Source organism: Xanthomonas sp. D-109 (genome assembly GCF_017746095.1).
GTDB classification, from domain to species: domain Bacteria; phylum Pseudomonadota; class Gammaproteobacteria; order Xanthomonadales; family Xanthomonadaceae; genus Xanthomonas_A; species Xanthomonas_A sacchari.
Genome location: NZ_JAGHWV010000003.1, coordinates 1 through 19672 on the forward strand (window position 1 = coordinate 1; position 19672 = coordinate 19672).

General features: G+C 69.7%; 16 protein-coding genes. 9 read left to right on the plus strand and 7 right to left on the minus strand.

Annotated features, from left to right (window positions below; all coding sequences use genetic code 11):
* Nucleotides 1-413 precede the first annotated feature (413 nt).
* On the minus strand, nucleotides 414-1625 hold the full coding sequence (tyrS, locus tag J7357_RS04360; protein ID WP_209245030.1) for a tyrosine--tRNA ligase: 1212 nt from the start codon (nucleotides 1623-1625) through the stop codon (nucleotides 414-416).
* 168 nt (nucleotides 1626-1793) lie between these two features.
* Between tyrS and J7357_RS04365 the strand changes: the two genes are divergently transcribed.
* Both J7357_RS04365 and J7357_RS04370 read left to right on the plus strand, forming a co-directional pair.
* Nucleotides 1794-3248, plus strand: coding sequence for a peptidoglycan DD-metalloendopeptidase family protein (locus tag J7357_RS04365; protein ID WP_209245031.1), 1455 nt, complete (start codon nucleotides 1794-1796; stop codon nucleotides 3246-3248).
* Between the two features lie 89 nt (nucleotides 3249-3337).
* Complete coding sequence (locus tag J7357_RS04370; RefSeq protein ID WP_209245032.1) at nucleotides 3338-4468, plus strand: anhydro-N-acetylmuramic acid kinase; 1131 nt, start codon at nucleotides 3338-3340, stop codon at nucleotides 4466-4468.
* 15 nt (nucleotides 4469-4483) lie between these two features.
* Here J7357_RS04370 and J7357_RS04375 read toward each other — a convergent pair whose 3' ends face one another.
* The 3 genes from J7357_RS04375 to J7357_RS04385 all read right to left on the minus strand — a co-directional run bounded on the left by J7357_RS04375 (nucleotide 4484) and on the right by J7357_RS04385 (nucleotide 6893).
* Nucleotides 4484-4711 (minus strand): hypothetical protein, encoded by a 228-nt coding sequence (locus tag J7357_RS04375; protein ID WP_010342053.1) that lies wholly within the window; start codon nucleotides 4709-4711, stop codon nucleotides 4484-4486.
* Nucleotides 4712-4776: 65 nt separating this feature from the next.
* Nucleotides 4777-6096 (minus strand): MFS transporter, encoded by a 1320-nt coding sequence (locus J7357_RS04380; protein ID WP_209245033.1) that lies wholly within the window; start codon nucleotides 6094-6096, stop codon nucleotides 4777-4779.
* The gene (locus J7357_RS04385; protein WP_209245034.1) at nucleotides 6093-6893 is read right to left on the minus strand and encodes an exodeoxyribonuclease III; all 801 of its coding nucleotides are present in this window, start codon (nucleotides 6891-6893) and stop codon (nucleotides 6093-6095) included. Before J7357_RS04385 ends, J7357_RS04380 begins: the two co-directional genes overlap by 4 nt.
* A gap of 129 nt (nucleotides 6894-7022) precedes the next feature.
* On the opposite strand from J7357_RS04385, the gene pyrE reads away from it, so the two are divergent.
* Nucleotides 7023-7682, plus strand: a complete 660-nt coding sequence (gene pyrE / locus J7357_RS04390; protein WP_209245035.1) for an orotate phosphoribosyltransferase — start codon at nucleotides 7023-7025, stop codon at nucleotides 7680-7682.
* An 18-nt stretch (nucleotides 7683-7700) separates the two neighbouring features.
* On the plus strand, nucleotides 7701-8372 hold the full coding sequence (locus tag J7357_RS04395) for a hypothetical protein (RefSeq protein WP_209245036.1): 672 nt from the start codon (nucleotides 7701-7703) through the stop codon (nucleotides 8370-8372).
* 49 nt (nucleotides 8373-8421) lie between these two features.
* Here J7357_RS04395 and J7357_RS04400 read toward each other — a convergent pair whose 3' ends face one another.
* From J7357_RS04400 to coaBC, 3 genes are read right to left on the minus strand one after another with little or no spacing between them, the layout of a single operon-like run.
* Complete coding sequence (locus J7357_RS04400) at nucleotides 8422-10755, minus strand: phosphomannomutase/phosphoglucomutase (protein WP_209245037.1); 2334 nt, start codon at nucleotides 10753-10755, stop codon at nucleotides 8422-8424.
* Nucleotides 10756-10770: 15 nt separating this feature from the next.
* Nucleotides 10771-11241 carry a dUTP diphosphatase gene (gene dut, locus J7357_RS04405; protein WP_010342059.1) on the minus strand — a complete coding sequence of 157 codons (471 nt, stop codon included), beginning with the start codon at nucleotides 11239-11241 and terminating at the stop codon, nucleotides 10771-10773.
* Nucleotides 11238-12512, minus strand: a complete 1275-nt coding sequence (coaBC, locus tag J7357_RS04410) for a bifunctional phosphopantothenoylcysteine decarboxylase/phosphopantothenate--cysteine ligase CoaBC (RefSeq protein WP_209245044.1) — start codon at nucleotides 12510-12512, stop codon at nucleotides 11238-11240. Before coaBC ends, dut begins: the two co-directional genes overlap by 4 nt.
* Before the next feature lie 96 nt (nucleotides 12513-12608).
* Between coaBC and radC the strand changes: the two genes are divergently transcribed.
* From radC to J7357_RS04435, 5 genes are all read left to right on the plus strand, one after another.
* Nucleotides 12609-13283, plus strand: coding sequence for a DNA repair protein RadC (gene radC / locus J7357_RS04415; protein WP_209245046.1), 675 nt, complete (start codon nucleotides 12609-12611; stop codon nucleotides 13281-13283).
* Nucleotides 13284-13492: 209 nt separating this feature from the next.
* Nucleotides 13493-15181 carry an arginine--tRNA ligase gene (gene argS, locus J7357_RS04420; protein ID WP_209245048.1) on the plus strand — a complete coding sequence of 563 codons (1689 nt, stop codon included), beginning with the start codon at nucleotides 13493-13495 and terminating at the stop codon, nucleotides 15179-15181.
* Nucleotides 15182-15196: 15 nt separating this feature from the next.
* Nucleotides 15197-16033 (plus strand): SPOR domain-containing protein, encoded by an 837-nt coding sequence (locus J7357_RS04425; protein WP_209245049.1) that lies wholly within the window; start codon nucleotides 15197-15199, stop codon nucleotides 16031-16033.
* Nucleotides 16034-16407: 374 nt separating this feature from the next.
* Complete coding sequence (locus tag J7357_RS04430; protein WP_209245051.1) at nucleotides 16408-17163, plus strand: SDR family NAD(P)-dependent oxidoreductase; 756 nt, start codon at nucleotides 16408-16410, stop codon at nucleotides 17161-17163.
* 253 nt (nucleotides 17164-17416) lie between these two features.
* A complete protein-coding gene (locus J7357_RS04435) occupies nucleotides 17417-19468 on the plus strand; it encodes a TonB-dependent receptor (protein WP_209245054.1) in 2052 nt (683 codons plus the stop codon).
* The last annotated feature ends 204 nt before the right edge of the window (nucleotides 19469-19672 follow it).

The window sequence follows — 19672 nt, forward strand, 5'->3', positions numbered from 1 at the left end:
ACACCTTTTTGATCAGGTGGTTGGCGCCGCTTCTTCGTCCAAACCCGTAGGCTTTTCCTCGAAGCTAGCCGGCCATATTAGCCGACTTTTTCACTTCGTCAACACCTTTTTGAAGAGGTTTTGACGCCCTTGCCGCGTTGCCGTGAAGGCGTTGCGTCAGGGGAGGGAAAGTATGGCCCCAAATCGTCCATTTGGGAAGAGGGTGTGAAAAATTTTTTCACTCTCCCGTCGCGGCAAGCCTGCTGGCAGGTCGTCAGGCCCCGCTGGGGCCATCCACACCTGGAAGTAGCCGGCGTCTCTGTCGATAGGCAGACCGACTGTAGATCGACCGCTATCTAAATAGAGAGCATGCGCCGCACGCATGCCCTTGACCTCCCGCCACTGCGGACCAGCCGCAGTGGCGAGGCGCGGCCTTACCCGGCGATCAGTTGCACCCGGGCGAACGTCCGCTTGCCGACCTGCAGCACGCCTTCGAAGCCCGGCGCGAAGCTCTGCTGCGGATCCTCGACCACTTCGCCAGCCACGCGCACCGCCCGCTCCTTCAGCTTGCGGCTTGCCTCGGAGTTGCTGGCGGTCAGCCCGGCAGCGGTCAGCAGCGCGGCGATCCGCAGGCCTTCCGCCGGCACGGCGACTTGTTGCAACGGCAAGGCGCTGGTGTCGCCCTGCCCGGTCACCACGGCGTGCCAGCCGACGATGGCCTGCTCGGCGGCGGCGGCATCGTGGAAGCGGGTGGTCAATTCGCGTGCCAAGCGCAGCTTCACCTCGCGCGGATGCAGGCTGCCGGTCTGCACCTGCTGGCGCAGCGCCTGCGCTTCGTTCACGCCGATATCGAAGGACAGCAGTTCGATCCAGCGCCACATCAGCTCGTCGCCGATCTTCATGGTCTTGGTGACGATGTCGATCGCCGGTTCGCTGATGCCGATGTAGTTGCCCAGCGACTTGGACATCTTGTTGACCCCGTCCAGCCCCTCCAGCAGCGGCATCGTCAGCACGATCTGCGCCGGCTGCCCGTAGTGCTCCTGCAGGCCGCGGCCCATCAGCAGGTTGAACTTCTGGTCGGTGCCGCCCAGTTCGACGTCGGCCTTCAGCGCCACCGAGTCGTAGCCCTGCACCAGCGGGTACAGGAACTCGTGGATGGCGATGGACTGCTGCGCCGCGTAGCGCTTGGCGAAGTCGTCGCGCTCGAGCATGCGCGCCACGGTGTGCTGGCCGGCCAGGCGGATCATGTCGGCCGCACTCATCTGCCCGAACCATTCGGAGTTGAAGCGGACCTCGGTGCGCTCCCGGTCCAGCACCTTGAACACCTGCTCCTCGTAGGTGCGGGCGTTGGCCAGCACGTCCTCGCGGGTCAGCGGCTTGCGGGTGACGTTCTTGCCGGTGGGGTCGCCGATCATGCCGGTGAAGTCGCCGATCAGGAAGATCACCTGGTGCCCCAGGTCCTGGAACTGGCGCATCTTGTTCAACAGCACGGTGTGACCGATGTGCAGGTCCGGCGCGGTGGGATCGAAGCCGGCCTTGATCCGCAGCGGGCGGCCGCTGCGCAGGCGGGCCTCCAGTTCTTCGCGCTTGAGGATTTCGTCGGCACCGCGGCCGATCAGGGCAAGGGACTCTTCGATCGTGGACAAAACAGGAACTCCGGCGAATGGCGTCAACAAACGTGAATGGCGTTAAGAGCGAGTTAACCGTGCGGCCAGATGAAAATTCGAGCCGGCTCAATGGTTTGACGCGCTGTGGAACGATGTTTATGGTAGCCGAGTTTTGAGCTCGCGCTTCGGGCTCGTGAGGAAGCCTTGATGCCCAACAGTGATCAGGAACGCGCGCGCCGGCAGCGGTTCCAGCAACGCCTTCACGTTCTCCACGACACTGCGCTGCATCGCAAGTTGAAGGAACATCTTCCCGCCGGCCGCTGGACGCGCCGCCACTGGATCCACGCCAGCCTGTTCGCCACCATCGGTGCGATGGTCGCCACCATCGTCCCGGGCTTCTCCAACGCCATCGACGTGCCGCTGCAGACCACGCAGGCGACGCTGGCGCTGCCGTTGCCGCCGATCTCGCTGGCGCAGCAACAGCAGGCGGCGATCACCGACAACTGGCAGGTGGTGCGGATCGAGTCCGGGCAGACCCTGGGCTCGGTGTTCGAGAAGCTCGGCATCCCCGCCACGGTGATGCAGCGGGTACTGGACCATCCGGGCACGCACGACGCGCTGACCAAGCTGCGTCCGGGCGCCGAGATCGGCTTCGACCTGGCGACGACCGGCGATCTGCGCGCCCTGCGCTTCGACCGCGATGCCACCCACCGGGTGGAACTGTCGCTGCTGGACGACGACATCAAGGAGAAGGTGATCGAGCGCGAGACCAGCACGCGCACCGTGGTCACCAGCGGCGAGATCACCAGCTCGCTGTACGTGGCCGCACGCAAGGCCGGGCTGTCGCCGTCGGCGATCGCGACGATGACCGACGAGATCTTCAAGTACGACATCGACTTCGACAAGGACCTGCAGCCGGGCGACCGCTTCAGCGTGGTCATGGACGAGACCTGGCGCGAAGGCGAGCGCATCGACACCAGCAAGATCCTGGCGGCGACCTTCACCACCCGCGGCAAGACCTACAGCGGCTTCCGCTTCGAGCGCGGCGGCAAGCCGGCCGAGTATTTCGACGTGACCGGGCGGCCGCTGAAGAAGAGCTTCATCCGCATGCCGGTGTCCTACAGCCGCATCAGCTCCACCTTCGGCGCGCGCAAGCACCCGGTGCTGGGCACCATGCGCATGCACAAGGGCATCGACTACGCGGCGCCGACCGGCACCCCGATCATGGCCGCCGGCGATGCGCGGGTGCAGTTCGTCGGCACCCAGCGCGGCTACGGCAACGTCGTCATCCTGGATCACGGCAAGGGCTACAGCACGCTGTACGGGCATATGTCGCGCTTCGGCGGGATCAGGGCCGGCCAGCGCATCAACCAGGGCACGGTGATCGGCTACGTCGGCATGACCGGCATGGCCACCGGTCCGCACCTGCACTACGAATTCCGCGTGGACGGCGTGCAGCGCAATCCGGCCTCGGTGACGATGCCGCCGCCGACCCCGCTGGCCGGGGCCGAACTGGCCGCGTTCCGTGCGCAGACCTCGCCGGCGCTGGCGCGCATCCAGCGCGTGGAAAAGCTGATCTACGCCGATGCCGACGAGCCGGGGGCGAAGAAGAAGAAGGTCGTCGCCTCGTCCAAGGCCGCCGCCTCGCACGACGCCGGCTGAGCACTGGCGTCCGCGTCCGCCGCGCCGCGCATTGACGGGCGGCGGCGCCTGGCACACGCTGCGGCGCCGACCGCCGCCTGGTGCCCAGCATGTCTTCTCCTTCCGCCGTTCCCGACGACGCCCTGTTCCTGGGCCTGATGTCCGGCACCAGCGCCGACGGCATCGATGCCGCGCTGGTGCGCTTCGGCCACGACGGCAACCCGAAGCTGCAGCTGGGCCGCACCTATGCCTGGGCACCGCAGCAGCGCGCGGCGCTGATCGCGCTGGGCGAAGGCGGCGACATCGCCTCGCTGGACGCGCTGGGGCAACTCGATGCCGAGGTCGCGATCGCCTTCGCCGAGGCGGCGCTGCGCCTGCTCGACGACGCCCGGGTGGCGCCGGCCGCGGTGCGCGCGATCGGATCGCACGGGCAGACCGTGCGCCATCGCCCGCTGGCGAACCCCGCCTTCACCTGGCAGCTCGGCGACGGCAACCGCATCGCCGAACTGACCGGCATCGCCACGGTCTGCGATTTCCGCCGCCGCGACGTCGCCGCCGGCGGCCACGGCGCGCCGCTGATGCCGGCCTTCCACGCAGCGATGCTGGGTGCGGCGCACGAGGACCGGGCGGTGCTCAATCTCGGCGGCATCGGCAACCTGACCCTGCTGCCGGCGCACGGCGCCGTGCGCGGGTTCGACACCGGCCCGGCCAACGCGCTGCTCGATGCCTGGTGCCAGCGCCATTGCGGCCAGCCCTACGATGCGGGCGGCGCCTTCGCCGCCAGCGGCGCGGTCGACGCCGACCTGCTGCAGCGCCTGCTGGCCGATCCGTGGTTCGCACTGCCGCCGCCCAAGAGCACCGGGCGCGAGCAGTTCCACCTGCGCTGGCTGGAGGCCTGCCTGGACATCCCGGCGCCTACGCCGGCCAGCGTGCAGGCGACGCTCCTGGAGCTGACCGCGGCCACTGTCGCCGATGCATTGCTGGCGCAGCAGCCGGGGACCCGGCAGTTGCTGGTGTGCGGCGGCGGCGTGCACAACCCGCTGCTGCTGGCGCGGCTGCAGGCGCGCTTGCCGGGGGTGCAGGTGCAGTCGACCCAGGCACAGGGCCTGGACCCGGACTACATCGAAGCGATGGGCTTTGCCTGGCTGGCGCGGCAGACCCTGGCCGGGCTGCCGGGCAACCTGCCGTCGGTCAGCGGCGCGCGCGGGCCGCGCATCCTTGGCGCGATCCACCCCGCGTAAGCGAGGCGTCGGGATTCAGAAACCGCTGCCGGCGGGCAGCGCGCGCAACGCCGCGATCGCCTCCGACAGCGCATCCACTTCGCGGTGCTCGAACCCGCTGCGTACGTCGTACTCGCTGGAGAACAGGCCCTGCTCGATCAGCGCCAGCACCGCCTGGCGCTGGGTCCAGCCGCGCGCGACGGCGATGCGGCGGATGCGTTCGAGCAGGAACGGGTCGATATCGCGCAACACAAGGTCGCTCATGCGGACTCCCGGACGGCGGCGCACGCATGCGCCGCTGCCCATCATCCCTGCCCGGGGACGGCCTTTCAATCGCTGGAGGCGGCCGCCAGTGGCGTCTGCTCGCGGATCCGCGGCCACAGCCAGGCCAGCAGCAACAGGGTCGGGATCACGGTGAAGGCGCTGAGCACGAAGAAGGTGCTGTAGGAGGTGGCTTCGACAATGTAGCCGGAGACGCCGCCGACGAACTTGCCCGGCAGGTTGGCCAGCGACACCAGCAGCGCGTACTGGGTGGCGGTGAAGTTGCGGTCGGTCAGCGAGGACATGAAGGCGACCAGCACGGTGCCGGCGAAGCCCTGGAACAGGTTGTCGGCGCTGAGCGCGGCGTAGAACGACCAGAGTTGGCCGGGGTTGTGCGCCATCAGCAGGAACGCCAGGTTGGACAGCGCCACGCCCAGCGCGGCGACGAGCAGCATGCGTCGGAAGCCGAAGGCGGCCACCGCCAGGCCGCCGGCGAAGGCGCCGGCAATCCCCATCCAGACCCCGAACAGCTTGGAGACGGTGGCGATGTCGGCCTTGTCGAAGCCCGAGTCCAGGTAGAACGGGCCGGACATCACCCCGATCACCTGGTCGGGGAACTTGAACAGGCCCACGAACAGCAGCAGGGCCAGGCCCAGCGCCAGGCCGTTGCTGGAGAAGAAGCTGGAGATCGGCTGCCAGAACGCACCGACCACGTCGATCCTGCGCACCACGGTCGACACCGGCACTTCCGGCTCGCGGCACACCAGGGTGGTGACGATCGGCAGCAGCATCAGCCCGGCCATGACCAGATAGGCCAAGGTCCAGTTGCCGAACTGCGCCAGATACAGCGCGCCGGCGCCGGACAGGATCAGGCCGATGCGATAGCCGAAGGTGTAGGTCGCGGCGAGCGCGGCCTGCGCCGAGGACGGCGCGATCTCGATGCGGTAGGCGTCCACCACCGAGTCCTGGGTGGCGCCGGCGAGGGAGGCGATCAGCACCCACAGCACCAGCGCGCCCACGCTCAGCTCCGGGCGGGTGAAGGCCAGCGCCACCAGGCCGATGGCCACGCCCAGCTGCGCGACCAGCAGCCACGAACGGCGCCGGCCGAGGAAGCCGAACAGCGGGAAGCGGTAGCGGTCCAGCAGCGGCGCCCACAGGAACTTGAGCAGGTAGAAGAAGCTGGCCAGGCTGATCAGGCCGATGCTGCCCAGGTCCAGGCCGACGTCGCGCAGGCGCGTGGACAGGGTCTGCGAGGCGATCAGCAGGAACGGCAGGCCGCTGCCGAAGCCCAGCAGCGCCATCGTCGCCGCCGATGGCGTGGCGAAGGCGCGCTTGATCCCGGCCCAGCCCTTGTAGGACACCGGCGCCGCGGAGGTGCCGCCGCTCATTCGCGGTAGTCCACCGTGAACGGCGCATGGTCGGAGAAGCGCTGCGCGGTATAGATGGAGCAGCCCTGCAGGCGCTCGCGCAGGGTCGGGGTAACGAACTGGTAATCGATGCGCCAACCGACGTCGTTGGCGCGCGCCGCGCCGCGGTTGCTCCACCAGGTGTAGTCCTGGCCGTCCGGATGCAGCGCGCGGTACGCATCCACCCAGCCGCGGCCGCTGGCCGGGTCGGCCTCGTCGGCACGGTCGGCGCACAGGCCGTTGAGCCAGTCGCGCTCGGCCGGCAGGCAGCCGGAGTTCTTCTGGTTCGACTTCCAGTTCTTGATGTCCAGCGCCGAGCGCACGATGTTCCAGTCGCCGCACAGCACGTAGTCGCGGCCGCTGTGCAGCCACTCCACCAGGATCGGCCGCAGCCAGTCCATGACCTGGAACTTGTAGCCCTGGCGCAGCTCGCCGGAGGACCCGGAGGGAATGTAGAAGGACACCACGCTCAGGTTGCCGAAGCGCGCCTCGAGGTAGCGGCCTTCCTCGTCGAACTCCGGCCAGCCCAGCGCGGTGCGCACCTCGTCGGGTTCACGCTTGCTGTAGATGGCCACGCCGCTGTAGCCCTTCTTGGTGCTGGCGTCGCGGAACCAGACCCGGTAGCCGTCCGGCAGGAACGCCGGCCCGGCCAGTTGATGCTCCTGCGCCTTGGTCTCCTGCACGCACAGCACATCGGCCTGCTGGGTGGCGAACCACTCGAAAAAGCCCTTGGTGGCGGCCGACCGCAGGCCGTTGGCGTTGAAGCTGATGATGCGCATGGAAGAGCCGGGAATGGGGAAAGGGGAATAGGGAATGGTGAAAAGCATAGCGGTTGTTCCGTCTTCGCGGTCCTGCTGGGGTACGCTTTATCGATTCCCTATTCCCGTTTCTCCATTCCCGGCCCCCCAATGACCGACTACCGGCACCGTTTCCTGCAACTGGCCCTGGACGCGGAGGCGCTGCGCTTCGGCGAGTTCACGCTGAAGTCCGGGCGCCTCAGCCCCTATTTCTTCAACGCCGGGCGCTTCGACTCCGGTACCAGCATGGCGCGGCTGGCGGCGTGCTACGCCGATGCGGCCGACGCGGCCGGGCTCGACTTCGACCTGCTGTTCGGCCCGGCCTACAAGGGCATTCCGTTGGCCACGGCGGTGGCCTGCGAATACGCGCGGCGCGGGCGCGACCTGCCGCTGGCGTTCAACCGCAAGGAAGCCAAGGCGCACGGCGAAGGCGGCAGCCTGATCGGCGCGCCGCTGGCCGGCCGCCGGGTGCTGATCGTGGACGACGTGATCACCGCCGGCACCGCGATCCGCGAGGCGCTGGGCATCATCCGTGCCGCCGGTGGCGAGCCGGCCGCGATCCTGGTCGCGCTGGACCGCCAGGAGATCGCCGCCGAGGACGACCGCCGCTCGGCGGCGCAGGCGGTGGCCGCCGAAGCCGGCGTTCCTGTGGTGTCGGTCGCGCATCTGGGCGACCTGCTTGCATTCATCGACGGAAACGCAGACCTTGTCGGCTTCCGCGAACCGCTGCTGGCCTACCGGGCCCGCTACGGTTGCGCTTCGTCTGGCTGACAGCAGGGGGCTGCCACGATGCCGATCCGACCACGCAACCGCGTCCTGCCGGCCGTGTTGGCGCTGCTGGCCTTGCCGGCCACCGCGCAACAGGCGTCGGCACCGTCCAAGAAGCTGTATTGCTGGAACCAGGGCGGCCAACGCACCTGCAGCGATGCGCTGCCGCCGGAAGCGGTGAACCAGGCACGCGACGAGTTCAACGCCACCAGCGGCATGCGCAGCGCCGAGGTCGGGCGTGCGCTCAACGCCGACGAACGCGCCGCGGCCGCGGCCGATGCCGCGCAGCAGCGCGCCGACCAGGCCGCGCTGGAGACGCGCAAGCGTACCGACCAGGCGATGCTGCTGTCGTACCAGACCGAGGACGAACTGCGCCGGGTGTTCGCCGAGCGCATCGGCATCGTCGACAACAACATCAACACCGCCCGCTACAACGTCGACAGCCTGCGCCAGGGCCTGATCGGCCTGCTGTCCGGCGCTGGCGCGCGCGAACTGGCCGGGCAGAGCGTGCCGGCCAAGATCGCCGACGACGTGCAGCAACGCCACCGCGCCCTGCTGTGGCAACTGCGCATGCAGAAGAACTTCGAACAGCAGCGACTCGGCCTGGACCAGGAAATCGAGGACGTGCTGCAGCGTTATCGCGCGGCCCGCGGCGGCGGCCCGGCAGCGACCCCGACCACCGCCGGCGGCTGAGCCGCCGCGGTGCCCGGCGCCCGGACCGGCCCGGGCGCGTGCCGCTGGCTCAGAAGGTCGGCGCCAGGCCCGGCAGCACCGCCTGCACCTGGGCGCGGAACAGCGCCTTGATCCGCTCCAGCGCCGCCGCGTTGTCGGCCTCGAAGCGCAGCACCAGCACCGGCGTGGTGTTGGACGCGCGCACCAGCCCCCAGCCATCCGGGAAGTCGACGCGCAGGCCGTCGATGGTCAGCAGCCGCGCGCCGGCGAACGGCGAGCCCTCCTGCTGCGCCTGGGCGACCAGGTCGGCGACCAGCGCGTGCGCGTCCCGCCCGTCCACCGGCAGCTTGATCTCCGGCGTGGCCACGCTGTCGGGCAGTTCGGCCAGCACTTCCGACGGCGATTCCTCGCGCTGGGCCAGGATCTCCAGCAGCCGCGCCGCCGCGTACAGGCCGTCGTCGAAGCCGTACCAGCGCTCCTTGAAGAAGAAATGGCCGCTCATCTCGCCGGCCAGTTCGGCGTCGGTCTCGCGCATCTTCGCCTTGATCAGCGAATGCCCGGTCTTCCACACCAGCGGGCTGCCGCCGTTGCGCAGCACGTAGTCGGACAGCTTGCCGGTGCACTTGACGTCGTAGATCACCAGCGCGCCGGGGTTGCGTTGCAGCACGTCGGCGGCGAACAGCATCAGCAGGCGGTCCGGGTAGATCACCGTGCCTTCCTTGGTGACCACGCCGAGGCGGTCGGCGTCGCCGTCGAAGGCCACGCCCAGGTCGGCGTCGAAGCGCCGCACGGTCTGCACCAGATCCTCGAGGTTGTGCGGCTCGCTGGGATCGGGATGGTGGTTGGGGAAGGTGCCGTCGACGTCGCAGTACAACGGCACCACCTCGGCGCCGATCGCTTCCAGCAGCCGCGGCGCCAGTTCGCCGCCGACGCCGTTGCCGGCATCGGCCACGACCTTGAGCGGGCGGTCCAGCTGCACGTCGTCGGCGATGCGCTGGATGTAGTCGTCGCCGACGTCGCGCTGCTGCAGCCGGCCCGGCTCCTCGGCCGTGGGCAGGCGGCCGGCGCTGATCCGCGCGTACAGGTCGGCGATGGCAGCGCCGGACAGCGTCTCGCCGCCGACCACGATCTTGAAGCCGTTGTAGTCGGCCGGGTTGTGGCTGCCGGTGACCGCCACGCAGCTGCCGGCGCGCAGGTGGTAGGCGGCGAAGTAGACCACCGGGGTCGGCGCCAGGCCGATGTCGGTGACATGGCACCCGGCGCGGCGCAGGCCTTCGATCAGCGCGGCCGACAGTTCCGGCCCGGACAGGCGGCCATCGCGGCCGACCACCACCTCGTTGAGTCCCTGCTCCTGCATCACCGCGCCGACCGCCTGGCCGATCAGCGCCGCGACCTGCGGGCTGAGGTCGCGGCCGACCACGCCGCGGATGTCGTAGGCGCGGAAGATCTCCGGCGCCACCGCGAACGCCGGCACCGGCTTGGCCGGCGCGACCTCCTCGGCGGCAGGCGGCGGCGGGGGCGGCTCCTGGCGCTGCAGGCTCTGCTGCAGAGTGTGTTCTTCGGTGGCCGCGGCGTCGGCGCGGCGTACCCGCGGCTGCGGCAGGCGCCCGCGCGCGGCCAGCAACAGCAGTGCGCCCAGCACCAGGCAGAGGCCGGCGACCAGCAGGCAGGGCAGCGCCCCCAGCCCCAGCGGGCCGGCTTCGCTATCCGGCAGCGAGGCGACCATGCGCAGGCCGCTGTCGCCGACCGGGCGCGACAGCGCGTCGGCACGGTCGTGCAGCGCATTGTTGCCGGCGGCAATCACGTCGTAGTTGCCCTGGCGCAGCGCCAGATAGCCGCTGCCCGGCACCGGCGCCTGCGCGACCGGGTCGGTCAACAGCGCCAGCGGCAGGCGCAGGTAGGCCACCGCGGCGTTGCCGCTCAGCGACACCGGCGCGGCCAGCCCGAGGCGTGGGCCGCCGCCGTCGCGAATCACCGCGCTGGCGACCTTGTCGCTCAGCAGGGTCTTTTCCAGCAGCGCCAGGCGGCCGTAGCCGAAGCGCGCCGCATCGGCATAGCCCGGTTCCAGGTCGGCCGGCAGCACCTGCGCGTCCTCGGCCTGCGCCCAGTCCGCGCGCAGCGCCTGGGCCGCGGCCGCGGCGTCGCCGCGGCTCAGGGCCGCCTGCACGGCCGGCTGCTGCAGGCGCTCGGACAGGCGTTTGCCCGCCCCCGCCAGCGCCTGCTGGGTCTGCGTCACCGCGGTATCGCGCGCCTGCTCCAGGGTGGTGGCGGCCTGTTCGGCGCGCCATTGCTCCACCCCGCTCCAGCCGAACCAGACGACCATCAGCACCAGCAGCACCGTCAGCAGAGGCGCCACCTTGCGCAGACCCTGCGGCACCGGCCGCGCTTGTGTTGCCTCGCTCATGCAGACGATCCCCTGTCAGCGCACTCCGGTATGGCCGAATCCACCCGTTCCCCTGGCGCTGTCGGCGAAAGTATCCACCACCTGCAGGGCAACACGCACGACCGGCATCACCACCAGTTGCGCGATGCGGTCGCCGGGGGCGATGGTGAAGTCCTCGCGGCCGCGGTTCCAGACGCTGATCAGCAGCGGTCCCTGGTAGTCGGCATCGATCAGGCCGGTGCCGTTGCCGAGCACGATGCCGTGGCGGTGGCCCAGGCCCGAACGCGGCAGCACCACCGCGCACAGCTGCGGATCGGCGATGTAGATGGACAGGCCGCTGGGGATCAGCGCGGTGTCGCCCGGGGCCAGGGTCAGCGGCGCCTCGGTGGCCGCGCGCAGGTCGAGCCCGGCGCTGGCTTCGGTGGCGTAGTCGGGCAGCGGCCAGCTGTCGCCGAAGCGCGGATCCAGCAGCTTCACCTGCAGCGGATGGGGCGTGGGAGTGCTCATGCGTGCAGCCTCTGCGCGATCAGGTCCAGCAGTTGTTCGGCCAGCTGCGTCTTGGAGACCGCCGGGAAGTCGCGTTCGCCATCCTGCCAATAGGCGGTGGCCGCGTTCTGGTCGCTCTCGAAGCCGTTGCCGGCCACCCCCACCCGGTTGGCCACGATCAGGTCCAGGTGCTTGTCGGCGAGTTTGCCACGGGCATAGCGCTCGATGTCGTGGGTCTCGGCGGCGAAGCCGACCACCAGCTTCAGCGCCTGGGTCTGCGCGGCGACCTCGGCCAGGATGTCCGGGGTCCGGGTCAGCTCCAGGGTCAGGGTCTCACCGCTCTTCTTGATCTTCTGCGCCGCCACCTGTTTTGGCGTGTAATCGGCGACGGCGGCAGTGCCGATGTAGATGTCCGCCGGCAGCGCGCCCAGCACCGCCTCGCGCATCTGCGCGGCCGAGCGCACGTCGATGCGCTGCACGCCATCGGGCGTAGACAAATGCACCGGACCGCTGACCAGCACCACCTCGGCGCCCTGCCGGGCCGCGGCCGCGGCCAGCGCGTAGCCCATCTTGCCGCTGCTGCGGTTGCCCAGGTAGCGCACCGGATCCAGGTCTTCGTAGGTGGGACCGGCGCTGATCAGCACGCGCAGGCCGCGCAGGGCGCCGGTGGCGCCAGTACCGGAACGCGACGGGACAGCGGCGGCGGCCGGCATGGCCGACGCGGCGCCCTGGTCCGTGCGCCCAGCGAGCGCCGCGACGATCTGCCCGGGCTCGGCCAGGCGGCCGGGGCCGGACTCGCCTTCGGCCAGCGGGCCGTCGTTGGGGCCGACCACCTGTGCGCCGCGCTGGCGCAGGGTGGCGATGTTGGCCTGGGTGGCCGGGTGCAGCCACATGCGGTGGTTCATCGCCGGACACACGGTCAGCGGGGCGGTGCTGGCCAGGCACAGCGTGCCGACCAGGTCGTCGGCCAGCCCGTGCGCCAGGCGCGCCAGCAGGTCGGCAGTGGCAGGCGCCACCACGATGTGTTCGGCCCAGCGGGCCAGTTCCAGATGGCCCATCGCCTGCTCCGCACCGCTGTCCCACAGCGTGGTGCGGGTGAGATGGCCGGACAGCGCCTGGAAGCTCAGCGGGGTGACGAACTGCTGCGCGCCGGCGGTCATCGCCACCTGGACCTCGGCGCCGGCATCGCGCAGCCGCCGCACCAGTTCCAGCGCCTTGTAGGCGGCGATTCCCCCGCCGACGCACAACAGCACACGTCGCCCCGGCAGGGGCCTCTCGAAAATCGCGGTCACGTCGGGAATGTCCTACCCATACAAGGACGATTAGCTTACCCGATGGCTTTTGGCGGCCTGATACCGTTGCGCCATGTCGGCCGGCACCCTGGCGATATGCACATCTCCGACTGGCCCTGCGAAGAACGTCCCCGGGAAAAGCTGCTGGCGCGCGGTCCCCGGGCCCTTTCCGACGCCGAACTGCTGGCGATCTTTCTCGGCTCCGGCCTGCCCGGCAGCGACGCAGTACGCACCTCGCGCGACCTGCTGCACCGGCACGGGCCGCTGCGCACGCTGCTGGACCGGTCGCCCAGCGACCTGGTGCGCCTGCCCGGGCTGGGGCCGGCGCGGGCCTGCCAGCTGTCGGCGGCGCTGGAACTGGGCCAGCGCCACCTGGCCGCGGAACTGCAGCGCGGCGACACCCTCAGCAACCCGGTCACCGCCGGCCGTTACTTCGCGCAACGCCTGCGGGCGCGGCCATACGAGGTCTTCGCCGCCTTGTTCCTGGACACCCGGCACCGCTGGCTGGCCTTCGAGGAACTGTTCCAGGGCACCGTGGACGGCGCCGAGGTGCATCCGCGCGAGGTGGTCCGGCGTGCGCTCACGCTCAACGCCGCCGCGGTGATCATCGGCCACAACCACCCGTCCGGGAACCCGGAACCCTCGCCCGCCGACCGCGCCGTCACCGACCGGCTGAAACAGGCGCTGGACCTGATCGACGTGCGCCTGCTCGACCACTTCATCGTCGGCGACGGCGTCCCGGTCTCGATGGCCTCGCGCGGCTGGGCCTGAACCGATGCGCGTGGCGGGCGGTGCCGGGGTGGCGCGCGCGCCCCACAAGGCGACAGCCGGCCCGGCGGGCTCCCAGCGGGCCCGGGGCGCGGGCCTGCGCCCGGTCACGGCGTCACGGCGCCACGGCTGAGGTCGGGCTGAACCCGGGACGGGCCGGGAGGCGGCGGGTCGGGTAAAATCGCCGGTTCCGCGCTTCAAGCAGAGATCTCGTGAAATCCCAACTCCGCGCCCTGATCGGTCAAGGCATCGAAGCCTTGCGCGCCAATGGCACCCTGCCGGCCGACACCCTGCCGCCGGACTTCGTGGTCGAGCGCCCCAAGACCCGCGAGCACGGCGACTTCGCCACCAACGCGGCAATGCTGCTGGCCAAGGCCGCGCGCACCAATCCGCGCGCCCTCGCCCAGCAATTGGTGGACGCGCTGCCGGCCAACGACGATGTCAGCAAGGTCGAGATCGCCGGCCCCGGCTTCATCAATTTCCACCTCGGCCCCGGCGCCTACCAGCGCGAGGTGCTGGCGGTGCTCAAGCAGGGCGAGGACTACGGCCGCAGCCTGGTCGGCAACGGCCGCACCGTGGGCGTGGAATACGTGTCGGCCAACCCGACCGGGCCGCTGCACGTCGGCCACGGCCGCGCCGCGGCCATCGGCGACTGCCTGGCGCGCCTGCTCGAGGCCAACGGCTGGAATGCCAAGCGCGAGTTCTACTACAACGACGGCGGCAACCAGATCGAGAACCTGGCGCGCTCGGTGCAGGCGCGCGCCCTGGGCAAGACCCCGGACAGCCCGGACTGGCCGGAAGAAGGCTACCGCGGCGACTACATCCAGGACGTGGCCGAGGCCTACATGGCCGGCGCTGCAGTCGACCTGGAGGGCCACGTGGTCACCGGCGCCAAGGACCCGCAGGACCTGGACGCGATCCGCCGCTTCGCCGTGGCCTATCTGCGCAACGAGCAGAACCACGACCTGGCCGCGTTCGGCGTGGATTTCGACATCTACTTCCTGGAAAGCTCGCTGTACCGCGACGGCAAGGTCGAGGAGGCGGTGCAGAAGCTGGTCGCCTCCGGCCACACCTACGAGGACGGCGGCGCACTGTGGCTGAAATCCACCGATTTCGGCGACGACAAGGACCGGGTGATGCGCAAGTCCGACGGCACCTACACCTACTTCGTGCCGGACGTGGCCTACCACCTGAGCAAGTGGCAGCGCGGCTACGTGCGCGCCATCACCGAACTGGGCGCCGACCACCACGGCTCGCTGGCGCGCGTGCGCGCCGGCCTGCAGGCGATGGACCTGGGCATCCCCAAGGGCTGGCCGGAATACGTGCTGCACCAGATGGTCACGGTGATGCGCGGCGGCGAGGAAGTGAAGCTGGGCAAGCGCGCGGGGGGTTACGTTACTCTGCGCGACCTGATCGAAGAGACTAGCGCAGATGCGGTGCGCTGGTTCTTGATCGCACGCAAGGCCGATTCCCAGCTCACCTTCGACATCGACCTGGCGCGCCAGCAGAGCAACGACAACCCGGTGTTCTACGTGCAGTACGCGCATGCCCGCGTATGCAGCCTGCTGCGCCAGGCGCAGGAGAAGAAGCTGGACTACGACCAGGCCGACGGCCAGGCGCAACTGAACCGGCTCAGCGACGCGACCTCGCTGGAACTGATGCAGGAACTCTCGCGCTACCCGGAAGTGGTGGAGAATGCGGGACATGCGCTGGAGCCGCACCTGATCGCGCAATACCTGCGCGAACTGGCCACGGCCTTCCACACCTGGTACCACGGCACTCCGGTGCTGGTGGACGACGCCGGCGAACGCAACGCCAAACTGACCCTGGCGGTGGCGGCGCAGCAGGTGCTGGCGAACGGTCTGAATCTCCTGGGCGTCTCGGCCCCGGAAAAAATGTGAGTGGAGAAGCGGTAAATGGCAGCACGACGCGGTAAGACCCAGGCCCGGCGCAACACCGGCAACGGCACGCCCGGATGGGTGTGGCTGATCGCCGGCGCGGCGATCGCCGCGGTGGTGTTCCTCGGCGCGCCGGGCCTGTTCAAGAAGGACGGCGACTTCCTGCGCGTGGGCGGCCCGCGCGCCAATCCGGACGCGCAGCCCGCACCGGTGGCCGATGCCGACGTCGATGCGGCCCCGGAGCTGCCCAAGCCCGCCGCCAACGCGGCCGGCAGCACCAAGCCGGAGGCGAAGAAGGACGCGCAGACCCAGTACGACTTCTACACCCTGCTGCCCGGCAAGGAAGTGCAAATGTCCGACGCCGAACTGGCCGCCAGCGCGCGCGCCGAGGCCATTCGCCAGGCCAAGGCACAGGCCGCCGCAGGCACGGCGGCCGGCGGCACCACCCCGGCCGCGGTCGCCACTGCGCCGACCGCGACGGCCGCCAATCCGACCCCGCTGCCGGAAACGCCCAGCGCTGCGGCCAGCGCCACGCCGGCCGCCTCCAGGCCAGCGGCCGCGGCGGCAACGCCGGCCGCGACCACCGCACCGGCGGCGGCCGCAGCGGCCGCGGCCCCCGACACCGCACGCTACATCCTGCAGGCCGGCTCGTTCGGCGCCTCCGGCGACGCCGAGTCGACCAAGGCCAAGCTGGCGATGCTGGGCCTGTCGGCGCGCGTGGAATCGGCGCAGATCAGCGGCAAGACCGTGTACCGCGTGCGCATGGGGCCCTACGGCACCGCCAGCGAACTGGCCGAGGCCAAGCAGAAGTTGAACGGCAGCGGGCTGTCGGCGATCGCGATCAAGGCGCAGTAGAGCCGGGATTGGGGAATCGGGATTGGGGAATGGGTGAAGCGGTCTGCGTGCCGTTTTCACCTGTATGTGCGCGGATGCGTTGTCGCCGCTGACATTGGGCCGCGCTGGCCCCGATATGACGCTGCAGTTCCACGACGGCGATCTGCCGGGGGCTACGCGAGACTTGGTCGCCAGGGAATCTGGAATGGGGACGCGAGCACGTTCCGTTCCGCGCGACGAGGCCTGAAGACGCTTCGGATCCGCGCGCCGTCGCGCCGCGCTGACGTCATCACTCATCGAAGCCGCCCCCCCCGGGCACACGCGCTGTCGACGCGCGCGACCGGGTTTTGCTTTTACCATTCCCGATTCCCCCCTCCCCATTCCCGGCTCCCCCAATGACCCAGACTGCCCTGATCACCGGTGCCACCTCCGGTTTCGGCGCCGCCGCCGTGCGCCGCTTCGTCGACGCGGGCTGGCGCGTGATCGCCACCGGCCGCCGTGCCGAGCGCCTGCAGCCGCTGCTGGACGCCTTCGGTGCAGAACGCGTGCACATCGCCGCCTTCGACATCCGCGACACCGATGCGCTGGACGCGATGCTGGCGGCGCTGCCCGAGGCGTTCCGCGGCATCGACCTGCTGGTCAACAATGCCGGCCTGGCCCAAGGCACCGCGCCGGCGCAGGCTGCGCAACTGGACGACTGGCGCACGATGATCGACACCAACATCACCGCGCTGGTGACGCTGACCCATCGCCTGCTGCCGACGCTGATCCAGCGCCGCGGCGCGATCATCAACATCAGTTCGGTCGCCGCGCTGTATCCCTATCCCGGCGGCAACACCTACGGCGGCACCAAGGCCTTCGTCAGCCAGTTCTCGCTGGGCCTGCGCTCGGACCTGCATGGCACCGGCGTGCGCGTGACCGCGATCGAACCGGGCATGGCCGAGACCGAGTTCACCCTGGTCCGCACCCATGGCGACCAGACGGCCTCGGACACGCTCTACCAGGGCGCACAGCCGATGACCGCCGAGGACATCGCCGAACAGATCTTCTGGGTGGCGACGCTGCCGCCGCATCTGAACATCAATCGGCTGGAAATCATGCCGGTGACGCAGTCCTTCGCAGGCTTCCAGGTCGCGCGGCAACCGGCCTGAACGGCCGCGGGGCCTACGCGCGGCCCCGCCACGACGCTTCTTTTCTCACGCTCACGCGGCGGAGCCCCTCTACCGCCACGCGGCAGCGACGCGCATCGACTGCGCCGGTCGGATGGCAATTCCGACAATGCTTTAACGAAATGATATAACATATCTTTCATGGAGCCACGCCCGGGGATCGGGCGGCGCACCACTTGCTCGCCTGCAGCCCACCGCTGCCGCCAGCCTCCCTTCCGCTTCGTCCACAGCCACCATGAAGACCTACACCCATGCCCTCGCCGTGCTGGCCGGGCTCGCGGCCGGCGACGGCGCCGCGCAGACGTCGACCGACACCACCACCACGCTCGGCACCGTGGAAGCGCGGCGCCACAGTGCCGCCTCGCTGTCCACGCGCAATATCCTCAGTTCGGTCGACGTGCTCGGCAGCGAACAGATCGGCGACAAGGCCGTCATGAACAGCTGGGAGCTGCTCGGGCAGATGCCCGGCATGCAGCTCACCGAAACCCGCCAGGGTGCCGAGTCCGGCAAGGTCACCTTCCGCGCCTTCAATGGCGAGGGCTACATCAACGGCATCAAGGTGCTGATCGACGGCGTGCCGAGCAACGTCAACAGCGGCAACCAACGCTTCATCGACATGATCTTCCCGCTGGAGATCGCCTACATCGAGGTGGTGCGCGGCACCAACGATCCGCGTTACGGCCTGCACAACATCGGCGGCAACTTCAACATCGCCACCCGCCAGGGCGGCGACTACCAGGACCTGCGGCTGCGCTATGGCAGCTTCGCCACCGGCGAACTGCAGTACGCTGTCGGCCATGAGGCCAATGGTCTGGCGCAGAACTATTTCGTCGGTGCGCAGGCCGCGCATGGCTATCGCCAGCACGACAGCTCGCGCAAATACACCCTGGGCGGCAAATGGTTCTATGGCGAAGACGAAGATGCCGCCCGCATCGGCCTGATCGCCCGCGCCTACCATCACGACGCCGACGAACCGGGCTTCCTCACTGCCACCGAGTTGGCCGAGGACCGCGAACAGTCGCCGCCGAAGAACGCCAACGACGGCGACGACCGCGACATGCGCCAGGCCAGCGTGCATGCCGACTTCAAACTCGGCGACGGCCTGCACCTGCGCAATACGCTGTACTTCAACCGCTATGAAGACGACCGCCGCGTCACCTTCACCAATTACCCGCTGGGCAATGCGCCGCGGCAGCGTCGGCAGTGGGACGAAACCCAGACCGGCCTGCTCAGCACCGTCACCTGGCAGGCCAGCGACCTGCTCAGCGTGGAAGCCGGCGTCAACGCCGAGCACCAGGACAACCGCTACCGACGCGCGCGCTACGCGTACAGCGTGCCGACCGACTTCGACCGCGCCCCGGCACGCGTGCAGAACGACGACCGCTACAGCCTGGACAACCTCGGCCTGTACCTGCAGGCGGTGCTGCAGCCGACCGATGCGCTGAAGATCGTCCCCGCATTCCGCGCCGACCGCTTCTCCGGCGAGACCGCGCTGCCTGGCGGCATCCACGCGCCGCTGCAGCGCTATGGCTGGATCGACCAGCCCAAGCTCAGCGTGATCTACGCGCTGACGCCGCAGCTGAGCGTGTACGCCAATTGGGGCCGCACCTTCCAGATCCTCACCGGCTCCACCGCGCCGGCCTATCTCATCCCGGGCCAGCCTGCGTTCCGGCCCTCGATCAACACCGGCAAGGAGCTGGGCCTGAAACTGCAGCCGGTGGCCGGCACCGAGGCGCGCGTGGCGGTCTGGCGCCAGGACGCCACCGACGAAGTGGCGAACATGCCCAGCACCGGCACCACGGTCGGCCTCGGCCGGACCCGTCGGCAAGGCGTGGACCTGCAACTGAGCACACAACTGGGCGAACGCTGGACGGCGTGGATCTCGCACGCGCTGCAGGAAGCCAAGGTGGTCAGCGCCTACACCGCCACCGGCGAGTCGCTGCGCGGACGCGAGGTGTTCTCCACGCCGCGCTACATCAGCAACGTCGGCCTCGACTACCGGCCCGACGCGCGCTGGAAGTTCGGCGTGCAGGCGCGCGCGCAGGGCGACTACTACATCGACGAACGCAACACGCAGGGCAAGTACGGCGGCTTCCGCGTGGTCGATGCCAGCATGCGTTACCAGCTCAGCCCGCGCGCAAGCCTCGACCTGCAGGTGAAGAACCTCACCGACGCGCGCTACGCCTACGTCTGGTACGACAACTTCTTCTGGGGCGGCAACGACCAGCCGATGTTCTCGCCAGCGCCCGGACGTTCTGCCTATCTCGGTTTCGAACTGCGGCTGTAGGGCACCCTCGCATCACCTGCATCCGCCATAGCGTGCTGCGTAGGAGCGGCTTCAGCCGCGACCGGCTTCACCGCGAACGCCACCATCGCGTCTCAAGAAACCGCGCCGATGGGACACGTCCCGGGGTGAGAAGTGCCCGGCAGCGGCGTTTGCCTGGGCAAGGATAGCCGCGCAGTCGTCGGATGCGACGTCCTCGCCGCATGT